The organism is Streptomyces odontomachi (genome assembly GCF_024435355.1).
Lineage (GTDB): Bacteria > Actinomycetota > Actinomycetes > Streptomycetales > Streptomycetaceae > Streptomyces > Streptomyces odontomachi.
The window spans coordinates 117682-138078 of sequence record NZ_JAMJWG010000022.1 but is presented as its reverse complement, the minus strand read 5'-3'; the positions used below and the strand labels follow the sequence as shown (position 1 = coordinate 138078).

The following is a 20397-nucleotide window of genomic DNA, read 5'->3' as shown; positions in this document are numbered from 1 at the left end:
TGCCCGGTGTGAAGATCCCGGCCCAGGGTGACTAGGTCCGGCCTCAGTGGGCATCTTCCGGTCCATCGGAGTGCCTCATCCGACACCATCCGACACCCCTGGCACCCACCTGCTCCGCCAGCCTCACCGGGCGTCCAGGACTGACGGCACGATCTCGCCGGCGGCCGGCCGACCCGGGCGCACGGTGCCCCGCCGCCGGACGGGCGGCAGTTCTGCCCGTCTGATGCGCACGCCGGGAGACCTTCCCGTCGACGCACGGTGACCTGGGGCATCGCCGCCATTTGGCCGAAAACCAGCGGGTGCGGGGCACTTCGCGAAGTTCTCGGCCGTTCCCCCAAGGACGACCGGGGACGGTACCGTTCAGTAGCCACGGGCCGAGGCCCGCGCCCGAGCCCCTTGCCTGTACGAGACGGAGTGCCACCGGATGCAGCATGCAGTGGGATCCCCGCTGCCACCGCCCCCTCCCCAGGGACAGGGAGCGGCCGCCGGCCCGACGGGTGATCCGGCGACCCTCGCGATGACGGCACACCTGGTCCGCGCGCACGCCGCGAGGAGAGCGGCCGACGCGTCACCGGGTGACCCGCCGCCCGCGCCGCCGGCACCACCCCGTGCCACCGACCACCCCGGGATGCCTCCCGTGGTGCCCGGCAGCCCGCCGCCCCCGCCCGGGCTCGGCCCGGCGGGGGCCCCGGCCGGCGCCGGCATCCCCGGCCACCCGCCGGTCCCTCTGCGGCTCGGGCACCACCCCGGGCCGGCGCCGCAGCCCCCGGGTCCGGTCGCACAGCCGCCGGGTCCGGCACCGCAACCGCCGGCTCCGGCCTCCCAACCGCCCGGCCCGGCACCGCAGTCGCCCGCCGCGGCACCGTCTCCTGGGCCCGTCGCGCAGCCACCGGGTCCGGCCCCCGCGCCACCGGGCCCGCCACCCGCGCCCGTGCCGCCGAGCCCCGACACCACCGGCCACATCCAGCTGCCCACCGGTGATCCGGTCGCCGTGCCCAGTCCGCCGCCGGCCACCGGCAGCGCCGACCCCACCGGCATCACGCTCGCGGTGCTGCTGATCGGTCCGGCCGGTGCCGGCAAGACGAGCGTCGCCCGGTACTGGGCCGAGCGCCGCCGCGTCCCCACCGCGCACATCAGCCTGGACGACGTACGCGAATGGGTCCGCTCGGGCTTCGCCGACCCGCAGTCCGGGTGGAACGACAACTCGGAGGCGCAGTACCGCCTGGCCCGCCGCACCTGCGGATTCGCCGCGCGGAACTTCCTGGCCAACGGCATCTCCTGCATCCTCGACGACGCGGTCTTCCCCGACCGCCCGGTGGTCGGCCTCGGCGGTTGGAAGCGGCACGTCGGTCCCGGACTGCTGCCCATCGTGCTGCTGCCCGGCCTGGAGATCGTCCTGGAGCGCAACGCCGAGCGCCGCGGCAACCGCCGCCTCAGCGACGAAGAGGTCGCCCGCATCCACGGCCGGATGGCCGGCTGGTACGGCTCGGGACTGCCGATCATCGACAATTCCCAACTCGACATCGCCGAGACGGCCCGCGTCCTCGACGACGTCCTCGCCCGAGCCATCGCCAGCCCACCGCAGTGGTGAACCCCGCCTCCAAGAGGGGCGGGTGACGCAGCAAGCCGAAGGGCACCCCATAAGGGGCGCGAGGAACCGCGCGACGAGCCACAACGAGACGGCCACATCGTCACTCGCCCCACGGGGCCGTCTCTGCGATGCGCCGGCGCTCCGCACAGCCTGCTCGGCTCAGCGCGCGGCGCTCCGCCGGGCGCGGAACGTCGCGGCCTTGGTGCGGTTCTGGCAGGCCGTGGAGCAGAACTGGCGGGCGGCGTTGCGGGAGGTGTCGGTGTAGACCCGGTCGCAGCGGGCGGCCTGGCACACGCCAAGCCGGTCCGTGAGGCCGCCGCCGACCACCAGGGCCAGGCCGGTGGCGCAGCCGGCGCCGATCGCCGCGGCCAACGAGTCGTCGGCGCCGTGGAAGTGCAGCCGCCAGGGTTCGTCCCCGGCCCGGTCCAGGTGAGGCCGGGCGCCGGTGTCGCGCAGCAGGTCGTTGACGGCCACGGCCGCCGCATCCATCCGTCCGTCTTGTACGGCCTGGAAGACCTCCCGCATGCACTGCGCCGTCGCGGCCAGGCACTCCGCCTGTGCCGCGTCGAGCGTGCGAGGCCGCGCCGCGGTCTCGTCGTGGCCCACCGCGGCGGCGACCGCATCCGGCAGTTCGGCGCCGCGCGGCGCGGTGTACGCACGGCCGCGCGCTTCGCCGTCGGTGAGTGCGTTCACGAGCGCCACGGCCTGGTCCAGCAGCAGCGCCACGTGACTGTCGAACATCACTTGACCAGTCACTCCCTCGAGGTTAGCGTTCGTACCTGACGATACCTGGTTCGACAGTTATTTCTGGGGGGGTGCCGTGCCGCGGACCGTATGGCTGCTGGTGATCGCACGGGGGATCAATCGGCTCGGCGCCTTCTCCCTGTCCTTCCTGACCGTCCTGATCAGCACCGACTACGGCGCGAGCGCCTCGACCGCCGGTGCGGTCTCGGCGGTCTTCGGCCTCGCGACGATCCCGTCCCGGCTGATCGGCGGCCGGCTGGCGGCCGGACTGGGGCGCCGCCGCACGATCGTGCTCGGCCTGACCGGCTGCGGCCTCGCGCAACTGGGCATCGCTGCCGCCGGCTCCCTCGCCGTCGTGGCGTTCTTCGCGATCCTGCTCGGCCTGTTCTTCGAGCTGTACGAGCCGCCCAGCCAGGCGCTGATCGCCGACGCCGTCGATCCCGCGCTGCGGGTGCGCGCGTACAGCCTGCTCAACGCCGCGCTCGCGGTCGGCGGGAGCGGCGCCGGGCTGATCGCGGCGAGCGTGGGCCGGTGGGACCTGCGGTGGCTGTTCGTCGTCGACGCGCTCACCTGCCTGGCCTGCGCACTGGTCGTCCGCCTCGCGCTGCCCGCCGATCCCCCTCGCCGGCCGGTCGACCGGCACCACGGACCCGCCGAATCGATCCGGCCGTGGCGGGATCGTGCCCTGTGGGCGATGTTCCTGTCGGGCACGGTCTTCGCGCTCGTCGCCATGCAGATCATGATGGCGCTCCCGCTGACCCTCGAACGCCGCGGACTCGACCCGGCCGATGCCGGACTGCTCTTCACCACCTCGGCCCTGACCGTCGTCGCGGCCCAACCCGTCCTGCGCCTGCGTTGCGTCGCCGCGCTCCCGGCATCCCGGGCGCTGGCTCTCGGGCACGCCGTGCTGGCGATCGGCGTCGCCGGCTACGCGGGGACGCGCACCCTTCCCGTCTTCGTGGCCGCCACCGTCGTATGGGGTCTGGGGGAGGTGCTCGTCATGGGCCGGGTCTTCAGCGTGGTGGCGGAACTGGCGCCGCCCGGCGGCACCGATCGCTACCTCGCCGCGTACGGCATCAGTTGGGGCATCGCCACCGTCGCCGCCCCCGTCACCGCGACGCAGTTGCTGGATCACGCGGGCGTGGCTCCGCTGTGGTTGGTGACGGCCGGTCTCTGCCTCGCCCTCACGGCCGCCCATCTTCTCGTCGTCCAGCCACTCATCGCGCGCACGGCCGCCCCGGCCCCGCCCCGCGGCGGCACTCCCGATGCACCCCGGCACCCGGCGAAGTCGACCATCACCCGGCGGTCCGACCGCGCTGCCCGCCGCCGTCCGGGCCGGGCGGGGCGCAGGTCCGCCGACGGGGACGTCCCCTCGCAGGACCTCTCCGTGGAGATCTGAACCCCGGTACCGAGCCGTCCCCGGGCCCGCCGAACTCGGTCGGACGCGCACCGCGGGCCGCGGCGTGCCGCTGACCGTACGCTCGGCACATGTCAGAGGTGTACGCGGCCCGCCGGGACCGGCTCAGGGAGGCGTGCGCGGCGGCCGGCAGCGCCGCCGCGCTGGTCTCCCGGACCGCCAACGTCCGCTACCTCGCGGGCGCGGCGCCCGCGGGCGCCGTTCTCCTGCTCGGCACCGACACCGAGGTGCTGCTGTGCTCGACCTCGCCCCTCGGCCGCCCGGACACGGCGAGCGCCGACGAGGGGCTGCGCACCCAGGTGCTGTCCTCGGGCGGCGATCCGGCCGTGGCCGCCGCCGACCTCGCCTGCGCCTGGGGCGCCGAGTCGCTCGCCCTCGAAGAGCACGACCTGACCGTGGCCCGGCACCGCGCCATGCGCTCGGTCGCCCCCAAGCTGCTCCTGGTGGACCTCGGTGGATCCGTCGAACGGCTCAGGTTCGTCAAGGACGAGGAGGAGATCTCCTGCCTGCGGATCGCCGCGGAGATCGCCGACCAGGCACTCGGTGAACTCCTCGAATCGATCCTCGTCGGCCGCACGGAGCGGCATCTCGCACTGGAACTGGAGCGCCGGCTCGTGGACCACGGCGCCGAAGGCCCCGCCTTCCCGACCAGCGTCGCCACCGGCCCCAACGCCGGACACCCCACGCACGCGCCCACCGACCGGCGGGTCGAGGAGGGCGACTTCCTCACCGTCTGCATGGGCGCCGCCTACCGCGGCTACCGTTGCGAGATCGGCCGCACCTTCGTGATCGGCACCTCGCCCGCCGACTGGCAGGTCGAGATGTACGACATGGTCTTCGCCGCCCAGCGGGCCGGTCGGGAGGCACTCGCCCCCGGCACGCCGTGTCGCGAAGTCGACCGGGCCGCCCGCGAGGTGCTCGGCTCCGCGGGATTCACGCAGGGTCTGATGCCGCTCACCGGACACGGCGTGGGACTCGAAATCGACGAGGACCCGCGGCTGGCCCCTTCAGCCATGGGTAAACTGGACACTTGTGTGCCGGTCACCGTCGAACCGGGGGTCCACCTCCCGGGCCGGGGCGGGGTCCGGATCGATGACACGCTCGTCGTTCGCCCCGAGGCGGACGGCGGACCCGAGCTACTCACCATCACGACCAAGGAGCTGCTCGCGCTGTAGCCTCAGCGGCCGCTGAGTGGGCGCCTGCGCAACCCCGGTCGTCCATCAGCGTTCAGTCCAGGAGATTCCGCAACCGTGGCTTCCACGAACGACCTCAAGAACGGCCTGGTGCTCAAGCTCGAAGGCGGCCAGCTCTGGTCCGTCGTCGAGTTCCAGCACGTCAAGCCCGGCAAGGGCCCGGCCTTCGTGCGCACCAAGCTCAAGAACGTGCTCTCCGGCAAGGTCGTCGACAAGACCTTCAACGCCGGCGTCAAGGTCGAAACGGCCACCGTCGACAAACGCGGAATGCAGTTCTCGTACATGGACGGCGAATACTTCGTCTTCATGGACATGGAGACCTACGACCAGCTGCACGTCGACCGCAAGGCGGTCGGTGACGCCGCGAACTTCCTGGTCGAGGGCTTTGACGCGGTCGTCGCGCAGCACGAGGGCGAGGTGCTCTACGTCGAGCTGCCGGCCGCCGTCGAGCTCACGGTCCAGGAGACCGAGCCCGGCGTCCAGGGCGACCGGTCCACCGGCGGCACCAAGCCCGCCACGCTGGAGACCGGCCACCAGATCCAGGTCCCGCTTTTCATCACCACCGGCGAGAAGATCAAGGTCGACACGCGTTCCAGCGACTACCTCGGCCGGGTGAACAGCTGACCGTGGCTGCCCGCAACACGGCCCGCAAGCGTGCCTTCCAGATCCTCTTCGAGGCGGACCACCGGGGCGCCGACGTGCTCACGGTCCTCGCGGACTGGATTCGTCATGCGCGGACCGACACCCGACAGCCGCCGGTCAGCGAGTACACCATGCAGCTCGTCGAGGGGTATGCCGAGCACGCCAGCCGGATCGACGAGCTGCTCGCGCAGTACGCCGTCGGCTGGACCCTCGACCGGATGCCGGCCGTGGACCGCAACATCCTGCGGCTCGGCGCCCATGAGCTGCTCTGGGAGGACGAGACGCCCGACGCCGTCGTGCTCGACGAGGCGGTGCAGCTCGCCAAGGAGTTCTCCACCGATGAGTCGCCGGCCTTCGTCAACGGCCTGCTGGGCCGGCTGAAGGACCTCAAGCCGAGCCTGCGACGCGAAACCTGAGCCTGCCCTCGGCGGCGCCCCCGGTCCGCCGGGCGCCGTCCCCCGGGCGAGCCCGGCCGGCCCACCGGCGGCCCGGCCTGCCTGCCTCACGCACAAGGGCGGGCCCAGCTCAGCTGGGCCCGCCCTTCGACGTGACGTTTCTCCCTGGTCACGCAGCTTTTGGGGTGGGGTAACGCGGTGATCGGCTGGGTCAGCTCTCCTCGTGAGCGACCGCTCGGCGCGCGTCGGCGTCGAGCACGCCCCAGTTGATCAGCTGCTCGGTCAGGACAGAAGGCGACTGGTCGTAGATGACCGCAAGCGTGCGCAGGTCGTCCTGGCGGATCGAGAGCACCTTGCCGTTGTAGTCACCGCGCTGCGACTGGATCGTCGCGGCGTAGCGCTGCAACGGGCCCGCCTTCTCCACGGGGACGTGGGCGAGGCGCTCGAGATCCAGAACGAGCTTCGGCGGCGGCTCGGCGGCCCCGCCGGGCGTGGTGCCCGGCAGCAGCTCCTGTACCGGCACGCCGTAGAAGTCCGCCAGCTCGGCCAGGCGCTGCACGGTCACGGCACGGTCCCCGCGCTCGTACGACCCGACCACGACCGCCTTCCAACGACCCTGGGACTTCTCCTCCACACCGTGGAGGGAAAGGCCCTGCTGGGTACGGATGGCCCGGAGCTTGGCCCCGAGCTGTTTGGCGTATTCGCTGGACATATGGCTCCCCGGACGCTGTATCGACGTGCGGCTCTGCCGCGCGGCTGGTAACTCACTGTGAGGTTACGCAGCGTTACTGGGCTCCGTCAAGCCGAGCGGGTCCGGGCCGACAATATGACTGACCTTGGGCTGTGTGGGTGTCGGGGTGGTCAGACGGCCCGAATAGGCCTGGTACGGTGGGAAGGCACTATTGACGTCCTTTAATGTCCGTCCCGTGAGGCGGAGAAGGAGGTCCGTTTCGTATGGACGCACAGCAATCCGGCGCCGCCCGGCCCGTTCTGGAGGGCCCCGACATCGCGCGGGCGCTCACCCGTATCGCCCACGAGATCGTCGAGCGCGCCAAGGGCGCCGACGACGTGGTACTGCTCGGCATTCCGACCCGAGGCGTCTTCCTCGCCCAGCGGATCGCCGCCAAGCTGGACGGGATCACCGGCGGCAAAGTGTCCGTCGGCTCCCTCGACATCACGATGCACCGCGACGACCTGCGCATGCGCCCGCCGCGCGCGCTGGCCCGCACCGACATCCCCGCGGACGGGATCGAGGGGCGCCTGGTCATCCTCGTCGACGATGTGCTCTTCTCCGGCCGCACCATCCGCGCCGCCCTGGACGCGATGAACGACATCGGCCGGCCCCGCGCGGTACAGCTCGCCGTCCTCGTCGACCGCGGCCACCGCGAGCTGCCCATCCGCGCCGACTACGTCGGCAAGAACCTCCCCACCTCGCTGCGGGAGACGGTCAGAGTCCAGCTCGCCGAGGAGGACGGCCGGGACGCCGTGCTGCTGGGCGTGCGCGAGCCCGGACCGTCCACCCCCGGGGAGCGGTCCTAGCCGCACCCCGAGCCTTTCGGTGTGTGTACGCCCATACGGGTGACGCGCCGCCGCCCACCCGGTCGCCGGCCGCAGCGGCCTGCCCGCGAACCCGTGCCGACCCCTGCCCGCCCACCCGTCGCCCACCACCACCCTCAAACGAAGAGCGCTCCGCGCTCCCCCTCCTGACGAATGTCGCCCACCACCCTCAATCGAAGAGCGCTCCGCGCTCCCCCTCCCGACGAATGCAGCCCTACGGAGCCTGAACGATGAAGCGCCATCTCATCTCGGCCGCCGACCTCACCCGCGACGACGCGGTCCTCATCCTCGACACCGCCGAGGAGATGGCCCGGGTAGCCGACCGTCCGATCAAGAAACTGCCGACCCTGCGCGGCCGCACCGTGGTCAACCTCTTCTTCGAGGACTCCACCCGCACCCGGATCTCCTTCGAGGCCGCCGAGAAGCGGCTCTCCGCCGACGTCATCAACTTCAGCGCCAAGGGCTCCTCGGTCTCCAAGGGCGAGTCGCTGAAGGACACCGCACAGACCCTGGAGGCGATGGGCGTGGACGCCGTCGTCATCCGGCACCCCGCCTCCGGCGCCCCGCACCGCCTCGCCGCCTCCGGCTGGATCGACGCCGCCGTGATCAACGCGGGGGACGGCACCCACCAGCACCCCACCCAGGCCCTCCTGGACGCCTTCACGCTCCGCCGCCGCCTCGTCGGTCGCGGCGACGACGGCACCGAAACCCTCGGCCGGGACCTCGCCGGACAGCGCGTCACGGTCGTCGGCGACATCCTGCACAGCAGGGTGGCCCGCTCCAACGTCGACCTGCTGCACACCCTCGGCGCCCGGGTGACCCTCGTCGCACCGCCCACCCTGCTGCCCGTCGGTGTCGAGCACTGGCCCTGCGAGGTCTCCTACGACCTGGACGCCGTGCTGCCGAAGTCCGACGCCGTGATGATGCTGCGGGTACAGCGCGAGCGCATGAGCGCCGCCTTCTTCCCGACCGAGCGCGAGTACACGCGTCGCTACGGGCTGGACGCGAACCGGATGGCGAAGATGCCGGTGCACGCCATCGTCATGCACCCCGGCCCCATGGTCCGCGGCATGGAGATCACCGCCGAGGTCGCCGACTCCGACCGCTGCACCGTCGTCGAACAGGTCACCAACGGCGTGTCCATCCGCATGGCGGTCCTCTACCTGCTGCTCGGCGGCAACGAACCCGCCACCACCCCCCACCCGTCCGGCGAGCGCCCGGCGGCCACCACCGAATCGGCCGAGGAGAAGTAACCCGACATGAGCAAGACCCTGATCCGTGGCGCGAAGGTGCTCGGCGGCCAGCCGCAGGACGTCCTGATCGACGGCGAGGTCATCGAGGCCGTGGGCCACGGCCTGAGCGCCGACGGCGCCGACGTCGTCGAGGCCGCCGGCCGCGTCCTGCTGCCCGGCCTGGTCGACCTGCACACGCATCTGCGCGAGCCGGGCCGCGAGGACTCCGAGACCGTGCTCACCGGCACCCGGGCCGCCGCATCCGGCGGCTACACCGCCGTACACGCCATGGCCAACACCTTCCCGGTCGCCGACACCGCGGGCGTCGTCGAGCAGGTCTGGCGGCTCGGCCGGGAGTACGGCTACTGCGATGTGCAGCCCGTCGGAGCGGTCACCGTCGGCCTGGCCGGCAGCAAGCTCGCCGAGCTGGGCGCCATGCACGACTCGGCCGCCGGGGTCACCGTCTTCTCCGACGACGGCAAGTGCGTCGACGACGCCGTGATCATGCGCCGGGCGCTGGAGTACGTGAAGGCGTTCGACGGTGTGGTCGCCCAGCACGCCCAGGAGCCGCACCTCACCGAGGGCGCCCAGATGAACGAGGGCGTCGTCTCCGCCGAGCTGGGGCTGGGCGGCTGGCCGGCGGTGGCCGAGGAGTCGATCATCGCCCGCGACGTGCTGCTCGCCGCGCACGTCGGCTCCCGGGTGCACGTCTGCCACCTGTCCACGGCCGGGTCGGTGGAGATCGTGCGCTGGGCCAAGTCGAAGGGCTGGCAGGTCACCGCCGAGGTCACCCCGCACCACCTGCTGCTCACCGACGAACTGGTGCGCAGCTACAACCCCGTCTACAAGGTGAACCCGCCGCTGCGCACCGAGTCCGACGTGCTGGCGCTGCGCGAGGCCCTCGCCGACGGCACCATCGACTGCGTCGCCACCGACCACGCCCCGCACCCCCACGAGGACAAGGACTGCGAGTGGGCCGCCGCTGCCATGGGCATGGTCGGCCTGGAGACCGCGCTCTCGGTCGTCCAGCACACCATGGTCGACTCCGGGCTGCTGGACTGGGCGGGCGTCGCCGACCGGATGTCGTCACGGCCCGCGGCGATAGGCCGGCTGCGCGGCCACGGCCGGCCCGTCTCGGCAGGTGAGCCGGCCAACCTCACACTCGTCGATCCGGCCTACCGTGGGCAGGTGGACCCGACGGCCTTCGCGTCCCGCAGCCGGAACTCCCCCTACGAGGGGCGTGAGCTGCCCGGCCGGGTCACGCACACCTGGCTGCGCGGCAGGCCCACGCTCGCCGACGGGAAGCTCGCATGACACCCCGCCCGGCACCCGTCACGGGCCGCACCGCAGGATCCCGCGGATCCACCGCTCCCGGCCGCCCACCGGCGCGCGGCCGCGCGGCCACCCCCGGCCGCTCCCGCCCCGCCGGCACCGGAGGCCACCCCGCCGGGTACCCGCCCGCCGGCACCGCCGCGAACCCGTCCCAGCACACCACCACGGAAGGCGCGCCCCGATGACCACCCCGCCGACCACCAGCGCAGTCGCCCCGCGCTCCGCCCGCCGGCAGCCGCCGCCCGCCGTGCTCGTCCTGGAGGACGGCCGGATCTTCCGCGGCCGGGCCTTCGGCGCCACCGGGAAGACCTTCGGTGAGGCGGTCTTCTCCACCGGCATGACCGGCTACCAGGAGACCCTCACCGACCCCTCCTACCACCGCCAGGTCGTGGTGATGACCGCCCCGCACGTCGGCAACACCGGCGTCAACGACGAGGACCCCGAGTCGGCCCGCATCTGGGTCGCCGGCTACGTCGTACGCGACCCCGCACGCGTACCGTCCAACTGGCGCTCCCGGCGCACCCTGGACGAGGAGCTGACCGCCCAGGGCGTCGTCGGGATCAGCGGCGTCGACACCCGCGCCCTCACCCGGCACCTGCGCGAGCGGGGCGCCATGCGGGTCGGCATCTTCTCCGACCACGCCATGCCCGACGAGGGCACCATGCTCGCCGAGGTCCGCCAGTCCGCCGAGATGGCCGGCGCCGACCTCGCCGCCGAGGTGGCCACCAAGGAGCCGTACGTGGTCCCCGCGCTCGGCGCCGACGGTGCGCCGCTGCCGGCGGGCACGGCGCGCTTCAAGGTCGCCGCCGTCGACCTCGGCATCAAGGGCATGACCCCGCACCGGATGGCCGAGCGGGGCATCGAGGTCCACGTGCTGCCCGCCACCGCGAGCGCCGAGGACGTCTTCGCCGTCGAGCCGGACGGGGTGTTCTTCTCCAACGGGCCCGGCGACCCGGCCACCGCCGACGGACCGGTCGCCGTCATGCAGGCCGTCCTGGAGCGCGGCATCCCGCTCTTCGGTATCTGCTTCGGCAACCAGATCCTCGGCCGCGCCCTCGGCTTCGGCACCTTCAAGCTCAAGTACGGGCACCGCGGCATCAACCAGCCCGTGCAGGACCGCACGACGGGCAAGGTCGAGGTCACCGCGCACAACCACGGGTTCGCCGTCGACGCCCCGCTGGACAAGGTCAGCGACACCCCCTACGGGCGCGCCGAGGTGACCCACGTCTGCCTGAACGACCAGGTCGTCGAGGGGCTCAGGCTGCTGGACCGGCCCGCGTTCAGCGTCCAGTACCACCCCGAGGCGGCCGCAGGACCGCACGACGCCGCGTACCTCTTCGACCGCTTCACCTCTTTGATGAACACCGCCCAGATGGAGGACCAGCGTGCCTAAGCGCACCGATATCCAGTCCGTCCTGGTCATCGGTTCCGGACCGATCGTCATCGGCCAGGCCGCCGAGTTCGACTACTCGGGCACCCAGGCGTGCCGCGTCCTGAAGGCCGAGGGCCTGAGGGTCATCCTGGTCAACTCCAACCCGGCGACGATCATGACCGACCCGGAGATCGCCGACGCGACCTACGTCGAGCCGATCACCCCCGACTTCGTCGAGAAGATCATCGCCAAGGAGCGCCCGGACGCGCTGCTGCCGACCCTGGGCGGCCAGACCGCCCTCAACACGGCGATCGCGCTGCACACCGCCGGCACCCTGGACGAGTACGGCGTCGAACTGATCGGCGCCAACGTCGTGGCCATCAACAAGGGCGAGGACCGCGACCAGTTCAAGGACGTCGTGGAGGCGGTCCGGCAGAAGATCGGGCACGGCGAGTCGGCCCGCTCGGTGATCTGCCACTCCATGGACGACGTCCTGGCCGGCGTGGACCAGCTCGGCGGCTACCCCGTGGTCGTGCGCCCCTCGTTCACCATGGGCGGCGCGGGCTCCGGCTTCGCCCACGACGAGGAGGAACTGCGCCGCATCGCCGGCCAGGGCCTCACCCTGTCGCCGACCACCGAGGTGCTCCTGGAGGAGTCCATCCTCGGCTGGAAGGAGTACGAACTGGAGCTGATGCGCGACAAGCACGACAACGTCGTGGTCGTCTGCTCCATCGAGAACTTCGACCCGATGGGCGTGCACACCGGCGACTCGATCACCGTCGCCCCGGCGATGACGCTCACCGACCGCGAGTACCAGATCCTGCGGAACATCGGCATCGCCGTCATCCGCGAGGTGGGCGTGGACACCGGTGGCTGCAACATCCAGTTCGCGGTCAACCCGGTCGACGGACGGGTCATCGTCATCGAGATGAACCCGCGCGTCTCGCGCTCCTCCGCGCTGGCCTCCAAGGCCACCGGCTTCCCCATCGCCAAGATCGCCGCGAAGCTCGCCGTCGGCTACACCCTCGACGAGATCCCGAACGACATCACCGAGCAGACCCCCGCGTCCTTCGAGCCGACGCTGGACTACGTGGTCGTCAAGGCCCCGCGTTTCGCCTTCGAGAAGTTCCCGTCCGCCGACCCCGGCCTGACCACCACCATGAAGTCGGTCGGCGAGGCCATGGCCATCGGCCGCAACTTCACCGAGGCGCTGCAAAAGGCGCTGCGCTCGCTGGAGAAGACGGGCAGCCAGTTCACCTTCGTCGGCGACCCCGGCGAGAAGGGCGCGCTGCTCGAGGCGGCCCAGCGGCCCACCGACGGCCGCATCAACACCGTCATGCAGGCCATCCGCGCCGGCGCCAGCGCCGAGGAGGTCTTCTCGGCCACCAGCATCGACCCCTGGTTCGTCGACCAGCTGTTCCTCATCAAGGAGATCGCCGACGAGCTGGCCGCCGCATCCGAGCTCACCCCCGAGCTGCTCGCCGAAGCCAAGCGGCACGGCTTCTCGGACGCCCAGATCGCGGGCGTCCGCGGGCTGCGCGAGGACGTCGTGCGCGAGGTCCGGCACGCCCTCGGCATCCGCCCGGTCTACAAGACCGTCGACACCTGCGCCGCCGAGTTCGCCGCCCGCACCCCGTACTTCTACTCCAGCTACGACGAGGAGACCGAGGTCGCGCCACGCGAGCGGCCAGCGGTGATCATCCTGGGCTCGGGGCCCAACCGCATCGGCCAGGGCATCGAGTTCGACTACTCCTGCGTACACGCCTCGTTCGCGCTCAGCGCGGCCGGCTACGAGACCGTGATGGTCAACTGCAACCCGGAGACCGTCTCCACCGACTACGACACCTCCGACCGGCTCTACTTCGAGCCGCTGACCCTGGAGGACGTCCTGGAGATCGTGCACGCCGAGGCGCAGGCGGGCCCGATCGCCGGCGTCGTCGTGCAACTCGGCGGGCAGACCCCGCTCGGACTCGCCCAGGCGCTCAAGGACAACGGGGTGCCCGTGGTCGGCACCTCCCCGGAGGCCATCCACGCCGCCGAGGACCGCGGCGCCTTCGGCCGGGTGCTCGGCGAGGCCGGCCTGCCCGCCCCCAAGCACGGCACCGCCACCACCTTCGCCGAGGCCAAGGCCATCGCCGACGAGATCGGCTACCCGGTGCTGGTGCGCCCGTCGTACGTGCTCGGCGGCCGCGGCATGGAGATCGTCTACGACGAGACCCGGCTGGCCACCTACATCTCCGAGTCCACCGAGATCAGCCCCTCCCGGCCGGTCCTCGTCGACCGCTTCCTGGACGACGCCATCGAGATCGACGTGGACGCCCTCTACGACGGCACGGACCTGTACCTCGGCGGCGTCATGGAGCACATCGAGGAGGCCGGGATCCACTCCGGCGACTCCGCCTGCGCCCTGCCGCCGATCACGCTGGGCGGCTACGACATCAAGCGGCTGCGGGCCTCCACCGAGGCGATCGCCCGTGGCGTGGGCGTGCGCGGGCTGATCAACATCCAGTTCGCGCTGGCCGGTGACATCCTCTACGTCCTGGAGGCCAACCCGCGCGCCTCGCGCACCGTCCCCTTCACCTCGAAGGCGACCGCGGTGCCGCTGGCGAAGGCCGCCGCACGGATCTCGCTGGGCGCCACCATCGCCGAGCTGCGCGCCGAAGGCCTGCTCCCGGCAAGCGGCGACGGCGGCACCCTCCCGCTGGACGCACCGATCTCCGTCAAGGAGGCCGTGATGCCGTGGAGCCGGTTCCGGGACACCTCCGGACGCGGCGTGGACACCGTGCTCGGCCCCGAGATGCGCTCCACCGGCGAGGTCATGGGCATCGACTCGGTCTTCGGCACCGCCTACGCCAAGTCGCAGGCCGCCGCGTACGGGCCGCTGCCGACCAAGGGCCGCGCCTTCATCTCGGTGGCCAACCGCGACAAGCGCTCGATGATCTTCCCGGCCCGCGAGCTGGTCCAGCACGGCTTCGAGCTGCTGGCCACCTCCGGCACCGCGGAGGTCCTGCGGCGCAACGGCATCAGCGCCACCGTCGTGCGCAAGCACTCCGAGGGCTCGGGTCCGAACGGTGAGCCCACCATCGTCCAGCTCATCCACGAGGGCGAGATCGATCTCATCGTCAACACCCCGTACGGCACCGGCGGCCGGCTGGACGGCTACGACATCCGCACCGCGGCGGTGGCCCGCAGCGTGCCGTGCCTGACGACGGTGCAGGCACTGGCCGCCGCCGTGCAGGGCATCGACGCCCTGGGACACGGCGAGGTCGGTGTGCGCTCCCTCCAGGAACACGCCACCCACCTCACCGCGTCGCGCGCCTAGGCGCTGTCAAGGCCGTGGGGTGCGCCGGAGCGCGGCGCACCCCACGGCCGGACCACGCCCGCCCGCCCGGATCTCACCTCACGGACTTCGCATGTACCAGCTCCTCTTCCGCCTGCTCTTCCGCCGCATGGATCCCGAACGGGCGCACCGTCTGGCCTTCTCCTGGATCCGGACGGCGGCCGCCGTCCCCGGCCTGCGCCACCTGCTGGCCGCCGTGCTCGCACCCCGCCGTCCCGAGCTGCACACGGAGGCCTTCGGACGCCGGATGCCCGGACCGTTCGGGCTCGCCGCCGGCTTCGACAAGGACGCCACCGGCATCGACGGCCTGGCGATGCTCGGCTTCGACCACGTTGAGATCGGCACGGTCACCGGCGAAGCCCAGCCGGGCAACCCGCCGCCCCGGCTCTTCCGGCTGGTCCCCGACCGCGCCCTGATCAACCGCATGGGCTTCAACAACGATGGTTCCGCCGCCGTCGCCGCCCGGCTCGCGGCCCGCAGCGCCGTCTTCCCGGTCACCGTCGGCGTCAACATCGGCAAGACCAAGGTCGTCCCCGAGGACGAGGCGGAGCGCGACTACGTGACGTCCACCGAGCGCCTCGCCCGGTACGCGGACTACCTGGTCGTGAACGTCTCCTCGCCGAACACGCCCGGGTTGCGCTCCCTCCAGGCCACGGCCCGGCTGCGGCCCCTGCTCACGGCGGTGCGCGCCGCCGCCGACCGCAGCGTCCCCGACCGCCGCGTGCCCCTGCTGGTCAAGATCGCGCCGGATCTGGCCGACGAGGACGTCGACGCCGTCGCCGACCTCGCCCTGGAGCTGGGTCTGGACGGCATCATCGCCACCAACACCACCATCGCCCGCGACGGACTCGGCCTCGCCTCCGCGCCGGCGCTCGTCGAGCAGACCGGCGGCCTGTCGGGCGCCCCTCTCAAGGAGCGCTCCCTTGACGTGCTGCGCCGGCTCCACGGGCGCGTGGGCGGGCGGATCACGCTGGTCGGGGTGGGCGGCGTGGAGACCGCCGAAGACGCCTGGCAGCGCATCCTGGCCGGCGCCACGCTCGTGCAGGGCTACAGCGGCTTCATCTATCGCGGTCCCGGTTGGACGCGCGGCATCCACCGGGGCCTGGCCGCCCGGCTGCGCGCCTCTCCTTATGCCACGCTCGCCGAAGCGGTCGGCGCCGGCGCGCAGGGCGTCGCCGCCGCCCGGCCGGACGGCGACTCGGCCGGTCCCGGACGCACCGCGTGACGCCGCCCGCCCTGCCGCGCCATACGTTCGCCGCATCACCCCTGATGCATCCGCATGCCTGACTGTCGGACGGCTGTGCGATTGATCTCGTACGGCTGACGTAGCTCGACGTAGACCCTTGTGACCAATGTGACCCCAGTGGAGGAAGCCATGAGCTCGGAACCCTTCGGTGCACGGCTGCGTCGCGCCATGGACGAGCGCGGTCCGCTCTGCGTCGGTATCGACCCGCACGGCTCGCTGCTCGCCGACTGGGGGCTGGACGACGACGTCGCCGGCCTGGAGCGGTTCAGCCGCACCGTCGTCGAAGCGCTCGCCGACCGCGTCGCCGTGCTGAAGCCGCAGAGCGCGTTCTTCGAGCGGTTCGGCTCGCGTGGCATCGCGATCCTGGAACGGACCGTCAAGGACGCGCGCGCCGCCGGAGCGCTCGTGATCATGGACGCCAAGCGCGGCGACATCGGCTCCACCATGAGCGCCTACGCCGAGACCTTCCTGCACCCCGAGGCGCCCCTCTTTGCGGACGCTCTGACGGTCTCGCCCTACCTCGGCTACGGCTCCCTGCGTCCCGCCGTCGACCTGGCAAAAAAGGCCGGCAGCGGCCTCTTCGTGCTCGTCCTGACCTCGAATCCGGAAGGCGCCGAGGTGCAGCGGGCGGTACGGGAGGACGGGCGCAGCGTCGCGGCGACCCTGCTCACCCACCTGGCCGCCGAGAACGCCGACAGCGCACCACTCGGCTCCTTCGGGGCGGTCGTCGGTGCCACCCTCGGCAACCTCTCCTCCTACGACCTCGAGATCAACGGTCCACTGCTCGCCCCCGGCATCGGCGCCCAGGGCGCCACGCCCCGCGATCTTCCCGCGGTCTTCGGCGGCGCGCTCGGCAACGTCGTGCCGAGCGTGAGTCGGGGCGTGCTGCGCGCCGGGCCCGAGGTGGCCGCGCTGCGCGCGGCAGCGGACCGGTTCGCCGCCGAGGTACGGGCCGTCACACCCACCGACTGACGATTTCCCTGGTCGGATCGTCGGCGATTTGTCCCCGCCGAGCCGTGAAACCGGCATGATTTGCGCACAATGTCCGTCTCGATCCAAGGCTGACCAGGACTTTTCGTCTGTTCTCGCTGACTCAGACGGACTTGGCCGCTAGTCTCCGTCGAGTGGGGCTACCCCCACGCTCTCAAGGCAGTGGGGGAGTACGGGTACACGCGTTGCTCGTTGCTCCCCAGGTGTGGGGCGACTAGGTTCCTCACCGGTCCGTATCCGACAGTTCGACATCCGAGGTGACGTAGGCGTGGCTCTTCCGCCCCTTACCCCCGAACAGCGCGCAGCCGCGCTCGAAAAGGCCGCCGCGGCTCGCCGGGAGCGGGCCGAGGTCAAGAATCGACTCAAGCACTCCGGCGCCTCCCTTCACGAGGTCATCAAGCAGGGCCAGGAGAATGACGTCATCGGCAAGATGAAGGTCTCCGCCCTCCTGGAGTCCCTGCCGGGCGTGGGCAAGGTCCGCGCCAAGCAGATCATGGAGCGGCTCGGGATCTCCGAAAGCCGCCGGGTGCGCGGTCTCGGCTCCAACCAGATCGCGTCCCTGGAGCGGGAGTTCGGCGGCAACGCCGCCTGACGTTTCCCGGTCCGACCGCGACCCTGGATAATCGCTACATGTCTGCAACATCCCGGGGGACACCCCCCGTGCCCCCGGACGCACGTCCGCGGCTGACCGTGCTCTCCGGCCCCTCCGGGGTCGGCAAGAGCACGGTCGTCGCCCATTTGCGCAAGGCATACCCCGAGGTCTGGCTCTCGGTGTCCGCCACCACGCGCCGACCCCGCCCCGGCGAGCAGGACGGCGTCCAGTATTTCTTCGTCTCCGACGACGAGTTCGACAAGCTCATCGCCAACGGCGAGTTCCTCGAGTGGGCCGAATTCGCCGGCCACCGCTACGGCACCCCCCGGGGAGCCGTGCTGGAGCGGCTGGAGGCCGGGGAGCCGGTCCTGCTGGAGATCGACCTCCAGGGCGCGCGCCAGGTGCGGGAAACCATGTCGGACGCCCGGCTCGTCTTCCTCGCCCCGCCCTCCTGGGACGAACTGGTGCGCAGGCTCACCGGCCGCGGCACCGAGTCCCCGGACGTCGTCGAGCGCCGGCTGGCCGCGGCCAGGGTCGAGCTCGCCGCCGAGTCCGAGTTCGACGTCACCCTCGTCAACACCTCCGTCGAGGATGTGGCGCATGAGCTGCTAGCCTTGGTGGACGTTATGTGATCGATGCGCGGTGTCCAAGCCGACATCACGTGCCCGAACCACCTGCGGTGGCCGGCGGCGCTCACCGCCCCGGCGACCTGGTGACTTGCACGAGGGCATCGCCCGGTCATCTCCCATCGTTCGGAAGGCAGAGCGTGTCCTCTTCCACGACCGCGCCCGAGGGCATCATCAACCCCCCGATCGACGAGCTCCTCGAGGCCACCGACTCGAAGTACAGCCTGGTGATCTACGCGGCCAAGCGCGCTCGCCAGATCAACGCGTACTACTCGCAGCTCGGTGAGGGCCTCCTGGAGTACGTCGGTCCGCTCGTCGACACCCATGTCCACGAGAAGCCGCTCTCCATCGCCCTGCGCGAGATCAACGCGGGCCTGCTGACCTCCGAGGCCGTGGAGGGCTCGGGCCAGTAGTCCGGCGGACACCCGACCGCTGCGCCACCCCCGCCGCCAGGTCCGGCCTCCGGTCGGTTCCGGCGGGCGCCCCGGCACCTTTGGGGCGGCCAGGGGCAGGGGACCGTGCACCGGAGCCCACAGCTCAGGCCCGGCAGCGCCGCTGCCGGGCCCGTGGTGTGTCATGGGGAATGTCAGGAACAGCGGGGGCATTACGGGGAGTACGAAGGAGCCCCGGATGCGGGCCGAGTGCGGGGAGGCACGGTGGACAGGCCGAAGGTCGTACTGGGCGTCAGCGGCGGCATCGCCGCCTACAAGGCGTGCGAGCTGCTGCGCCGGCTGACCGAGTCGGGACACGACGTACGCGTCGTGCCGACCGAGTCGGCACTGCGCTTCGTCGGCGCCGCCACCTGGTCCGCCCTCTCCGGGCACCCGGTCGCCACCGACGTCTTCTCCGACGTCCACGAGGTCCCGCACGTGCGCATCGGCCAGTCCGCCGACCTGGTGGTCGTCGCCCCCGCCACCGCCGACCTGCTCGCCAAGGCCGCCCACGGCCTCGCCGACGACCTGCTGACCAACACCCTGCTCACCGCCCGCTGCCCCGTCGTCTTCGCGCCGGCGATGCACACCGAGATGTGGGAGCACCCGGCCACCCAGCAGAACGTCGCCACCCTGCGCAGCCGCGGAGCCCTCGTCGTGGAGCCCGCCGTCGGACGTCTCACCGGCGTCGACACCGGCAAGGGCCGCTTCCCCGACCCCGTCGAGATCTTCGACCTGTGTCGTCGCACCCTGGCGCGCGGCAGCCGACCGGCCGACCTCACCGGCCGGCATGTCGTGGTGAGCGCCGGCGGCACCCGGGAGCCGCTGGACCCGGTGCGCTTCCTGGGCAACCGTTCCTCCGGCAAGCAGGGCTACGCCCTCGCCGGCACCGCCGCGGCCCGTGGCGCCCGGGTCACCCTGCTGGCCGCCCACACGGACCTGCCCGACCCGGCCGGCGTCGACGTCGTGCACGTCGAGACCGCCGTCCAGCTGCGCGAAGCCGTGCTCAAGGCTGCTGCCGACGCCGACGCGGTGGTGATGGCGGCGGCCGTGGCCGACTTCCGGCCCGCCGCCTACGCCACCGGAAAGATCAAGAAGACGGAGGGGCGGGACCCCGAGCCCCTCACCCTGGTGCGCAACCCCGACATCCTCGCCGAGTTGTCCGCCGACCGGCCGCGCCCCGGCCAGGTCGTCGTGGGCTTCGCCGCCGAGACCGACGACGTCCTGGCGAACGGGCGCGCCAAACTCCGTCGCAAGGGCTGCGACCTGCTCGTCGTCAACGAGGTGGGGGAGCGCAAGACCTTCGGCGCGGAGGAGAACGAGGCCGTGGTGCTCTCCGCCGACGGTACCGAGACGCCGGTGCCGTACGGACCCAAGGAAGCCCTCGCCGACGTGGTGTGGGACCTGGTGGGCAACCGCTTCGGCGCCCTCGACGGCCTCGGCTGACCGGCATAACACGACCACACCGGTCCCGGCCGACCCCACCACCCCCAACTGGGGAAATTCGGCTACGCCGGATGAACCCGTATGAGGCCTCGGATGAAACGGAGTGCACTCACATGGCTCCGACGTGTCGTTTCCCCAGCGAAGTGGAACCGTCGTATTGTCGTGCGGATGCCTGGGCGCTCGCTCAAGTGGCGAGACACCCGGGCCAAGGACCATTCCGCCCGATAAACTGTTCGCGGATGGCGTTGGAC

Annotated in this window: 18 protein-coding genes; 16 read left to right on the top strand and 2 right to left on the bottom strand. The window is 71.9% G+C overall.

Features of this window, described 5'->3' with window-relative positions; translation table 11 throughout:
- Positions 1 to 628: 628 nt before the first annotated feature.
- Entirely contained in the window at positions 629 to 1591 is a 963-nt protein-coding gene (locus NQO67_RS34480; protein ID WP_255954393.1) for an AAA family ATPase, read from the top strand.
- A 159-nt stretch (positions 1592 to 1750) separates the two neighbouring features.
- Here the strand turns inward: NQO67_RS34480 and NQO67_RS34475 are convergent, their stop codons facing one another.
- Positions 1751 to 2347, bottom strand: a complete 597-nt coding sequence (locus NQO67_RS34475; RefSeq protein ID WP_255954344.1) for a CGNR zinc finger domain-containing protein — start codon at positions 2345 to 2347, stop codon at positions 1751 to 1753.
- A 64-nt stretch (positions 2348 to 2411) separates the two neighbouring features.
- Here NQO67_RS34475 and NQO67_RS34470 point away from each other — a divergent pair, with 64 nt between their 5' ends.
- From NQO67_RS34470 to nusB, 4 genes are all read left to right on the top strand, one after another.
- Entirely contained in the window at positions 2412 to 3734 is a 1323-nt protein-coding gene (locus NQO67_RS34470) for an MFS transporter (RefSeq protein WP_255954343.1), read from the top strand.
- Between the two features lie 89 nt (positions 3735 to 3823).
- Complete coding sequence (locus NQO67_RS34465) at positions 3824 to 4927, top strand: aminopeptidase P family protein (RefSeq protein WP_255954342.1); 1104 nt, start codon at positions 3824 to 3826, stop codon at positions 4925 to 4927.
- Between the two features lie 75 nt (positions 4928 to 5002).
- Positions 5003 to 5569 (top strand): elongation factor P, encoded by a 567-nt coding sequence (gene efp, locus NQO67_RS34460; RefSeq protein ID WP_255954341.1) that lies wholly within the window; start codon positions 5003 to 5005, stop codon positions 5567 to 5569.
- A 2-nt stretch (positions 5570 to 5571) separates the two neighbouring features.
- Entirely contained in the window at positions 5572 to 6003 is a 432-nt protein-coding gene (gene nusB, locus NQO67_RS34455) for a transcription antitermination factor NusB (RefSeq protein ID WP_255954340.1), read from the top strand.
- A 190-nt stretch (positions 6004 to 6193) separates the two neighbouring features.
- Here nusB and bldD read toward each other — a convergent pair whose 3' ends face one another.
- The gene (bldD, locus tag NQO67_RS34450) at positions 6194 to 6694 is read right to left on the bottom strand and encodes a transcriptional regulator BldD (RefSeq protein ID WP_255954339.1); all 501 of its coding nucleotides are present in this window, start codon (positions 6692 to 6694) and stop codon (positions 6194 to 6196) included.
- 242 nt (positions 6695 to 6936) lie between these two features.
- Here bldD and pyrR point away from each other — a divergent pair, with 242 nt between their 5' ends.
- The 11 genes from pyrR (at position 6937) to coaBC (ending at position 20146) form a co-directional block, all read left to right on the top strand.
- Positions 6937 to 7521 (top strand): bifunctional pyr operon transcriptional regulator/uracil phosphoribosyltransferase PyrR, encoded by a 585-nt coding sequence (gene pyrR, locus NQO67_RS34445; RefSeq protein ID WP_255954338.1) that lies wholly within the window; start codon positions 6937 to 6939, stop codon positions 7519 to 7521.
- 248 nt (positions 7522 to 7769) lie between these two features.
- On the top strand, positions 7770 to 8792 hold the full coding sequence (locus NQO67_RS34440) for an aspartate carbamoyltransferase catalytic subunit (protein WP_255954337.1): 1023 nt from the start codon (positions 7770 to 7772) through the stop codon (positions 8790 to 8792).
- A 6-nt stretch (positions 8793 to 8798) separates the two neighbouring features.
- Positions 8799 to 10085 (top strand): dihydroorotase, encoded by a 1287-nt coding sequence (locus NQO67_RS34435; RefSeq protein WP_255954335.1) that lies wholly within the window; start codon positions 8799 to 8801, stop codon positions 10083 to 10085.
- A 199-nt stretch (positions 10086 to 10284) separates the two neighbouring features.
- Positions 10285 to 11496: a glutamine-hydrolyzing carbamoyl-phosphate synthase small subunit gene (carA, locus tag NQO67_RS34430; protein ID WP_255954334.1), complete on the top strand. Its 1212-nt coding sequence runs from the start codon at positions 10285 to 10287 to the stop codon at positions 11494 to 11496.
- Positions 11489 to 14797 carry a carbamoyl-phosphate synthase large subunit gene (gene carB, locus NQO67_RS34425; protein ID WP_255954331.1) on the top strand — a complete coding sequence of 1103 codons (3309 nt, stop codon included), beginning with the start codon at positions 11489 to 11491 and terminating at the stop codon, positions 14795 to 14797. Before carA ends, carB begins: the two co-directional genes overlap by 8 nt.
- Before the next feature lie 91 nt (positions 14798 to 14888).
- Positions 14889 to 16040, top strand: a complete 1152-nt coding sequence (locus tag NQO67_RS34420) for a quinone-dependent dihydroorotate dehydrogenase (protein WP_255954329.1) — start codon at positions 14889 to 14891, stop codon at positions 16038 to 16040.
- Between the two features lie 150 nt (positions 16041 to 16190).
- Positions 16191 to 17033, top strand: coding sequence for an orotidine-5'-phosphate decarboxylase (pyrF, locus tag NQO67_RS34415; protein WP_255954328.1), 843 nt, complete (start codon positions 16191 to 16193; stop codon positions 17031 to 17033).
- A gap of 286 nt (positions 17034 to 17319) precedes the next feature.
- Positions 17320 to 17643, top strand: a complete 324-nt coding sequence (locus NQO67_RS34410; protein WP_069814075.1) for an integration host factor — start codon at positions 17320 to 17322, stop codon at positions 17641 to 17643.
- Positions 17644 to 17681: 38 nt separating this feature from the next.
- Positions 17682 to 18275, top strand: coding sequence for a guanylate kinase (gene gmk, locus NQO67_RS34405; protein WP_255954327.1), 594 nt, complete (start codon positions 17682 to 17684; stop codon positions 18273 to 18275).
- Between the two features lie 134 nt (positions 18276 to 18409).
- Positions 18410 to 18682: a DNA-directed RNA polymerase subunit omega gene (rpoZ, locus tag NQO67_RS34400; protein WP_255954326.1), complete on the top strand. Its 273-nt coding sequence runs from the start codon at positions 18410 to 18412 to the stop codon at positions 18680 to 18682.
- A 243-nt stretch (positions 18683 to 18925) separates the two neighbouring features.
- A complete protein-coding gene (coaBC, locus tag NQO67_RS34395) occupies positions 18926 to 20146 on the top strand; it encodes a bifunctional phosphopantothenoylcysteine decarboxylase/phosphopantothenate--cysteine ligase CoaBC (RefSeq protein ID WP_255954325.1) in 1221 nt (406 codons plus the stop codon).
- Positions 20147 to 20397 lie beyond the last annotated feature (251 nt).

Excerpts from the sequence above, each read along its gene's own strand:
- NQO67_RS34465 (WP_255954342.1), top strand. The coding sequence starts at position 3,824 with ATGTCAGAGGTGTACGCGGCCCGCCGGGACCGGCTCAGGGAGGCGTGC.
- pyrF (WP_255954328.1), top strand. The coding sequence starts at position 16,191 with ATGAGCTCGGAACCCTTCGGTGCACGGCTGCGTCGCGCCATGGACGAG.
- NQO67_RS34440 (WP_255954337.1), top strand. The coding sequence starts at position 7,770 with ATGAAGCGCCATCTCATCTCGGCCGCCGACCTCACCCGCGACGACGCG.
- NQO67_RS34480 (WP_255954393.1), top strand. The coding sequence starts at position 629 with ATGCCTCCCGTGGTGCCCGGCAGCCCGCCGCCCCCGCCCGGGCTCGGC.
- gmk (WP_255954327.1), top strand. The coding sequence starts at position 17,682 with ATGTCTGCAACATCCCGGGGGACACCCCCCGTGCCCCCGGACGCACGT.
- carA (WP_255954334.1), top strand. The coding sequence starts at position 10,285 with ATGACCACCCCGCCGACCACCAGCGCAGTCGCCCCGCGCTCCGCCCGC.
- pyrR (WP_255954338.1), top strand. The coding sequence starts at position 6,937 with ATGGACGCACAGCAATCCGGCGCCGCCCGGCCCGTTCTGGAGGGCCCC.
- bldD (WP_255954339.1), bottom strand. The coding sequence starts at position 6,694 with ATGTCCAGCGAATACGCCAAACAGCTCGGGGCCAAGCTCCGGGCCATC.
- NQO67_RS34420 (WP_255954329.1), top strand. The coding sequence starts at position 14,889 with ATGTACCAGCTCCTCTTCCGCCTGCTCTTCCGCCGCATGGATCCCGAA.
- NQO67_RS34435 (WP_255954335.1), top strand. The coding sequence starts at position 8,799 with ATGAGCAAGACCCTGATCCGTGGCGCGAAGGTGCTCGGCGGCCAGCCG.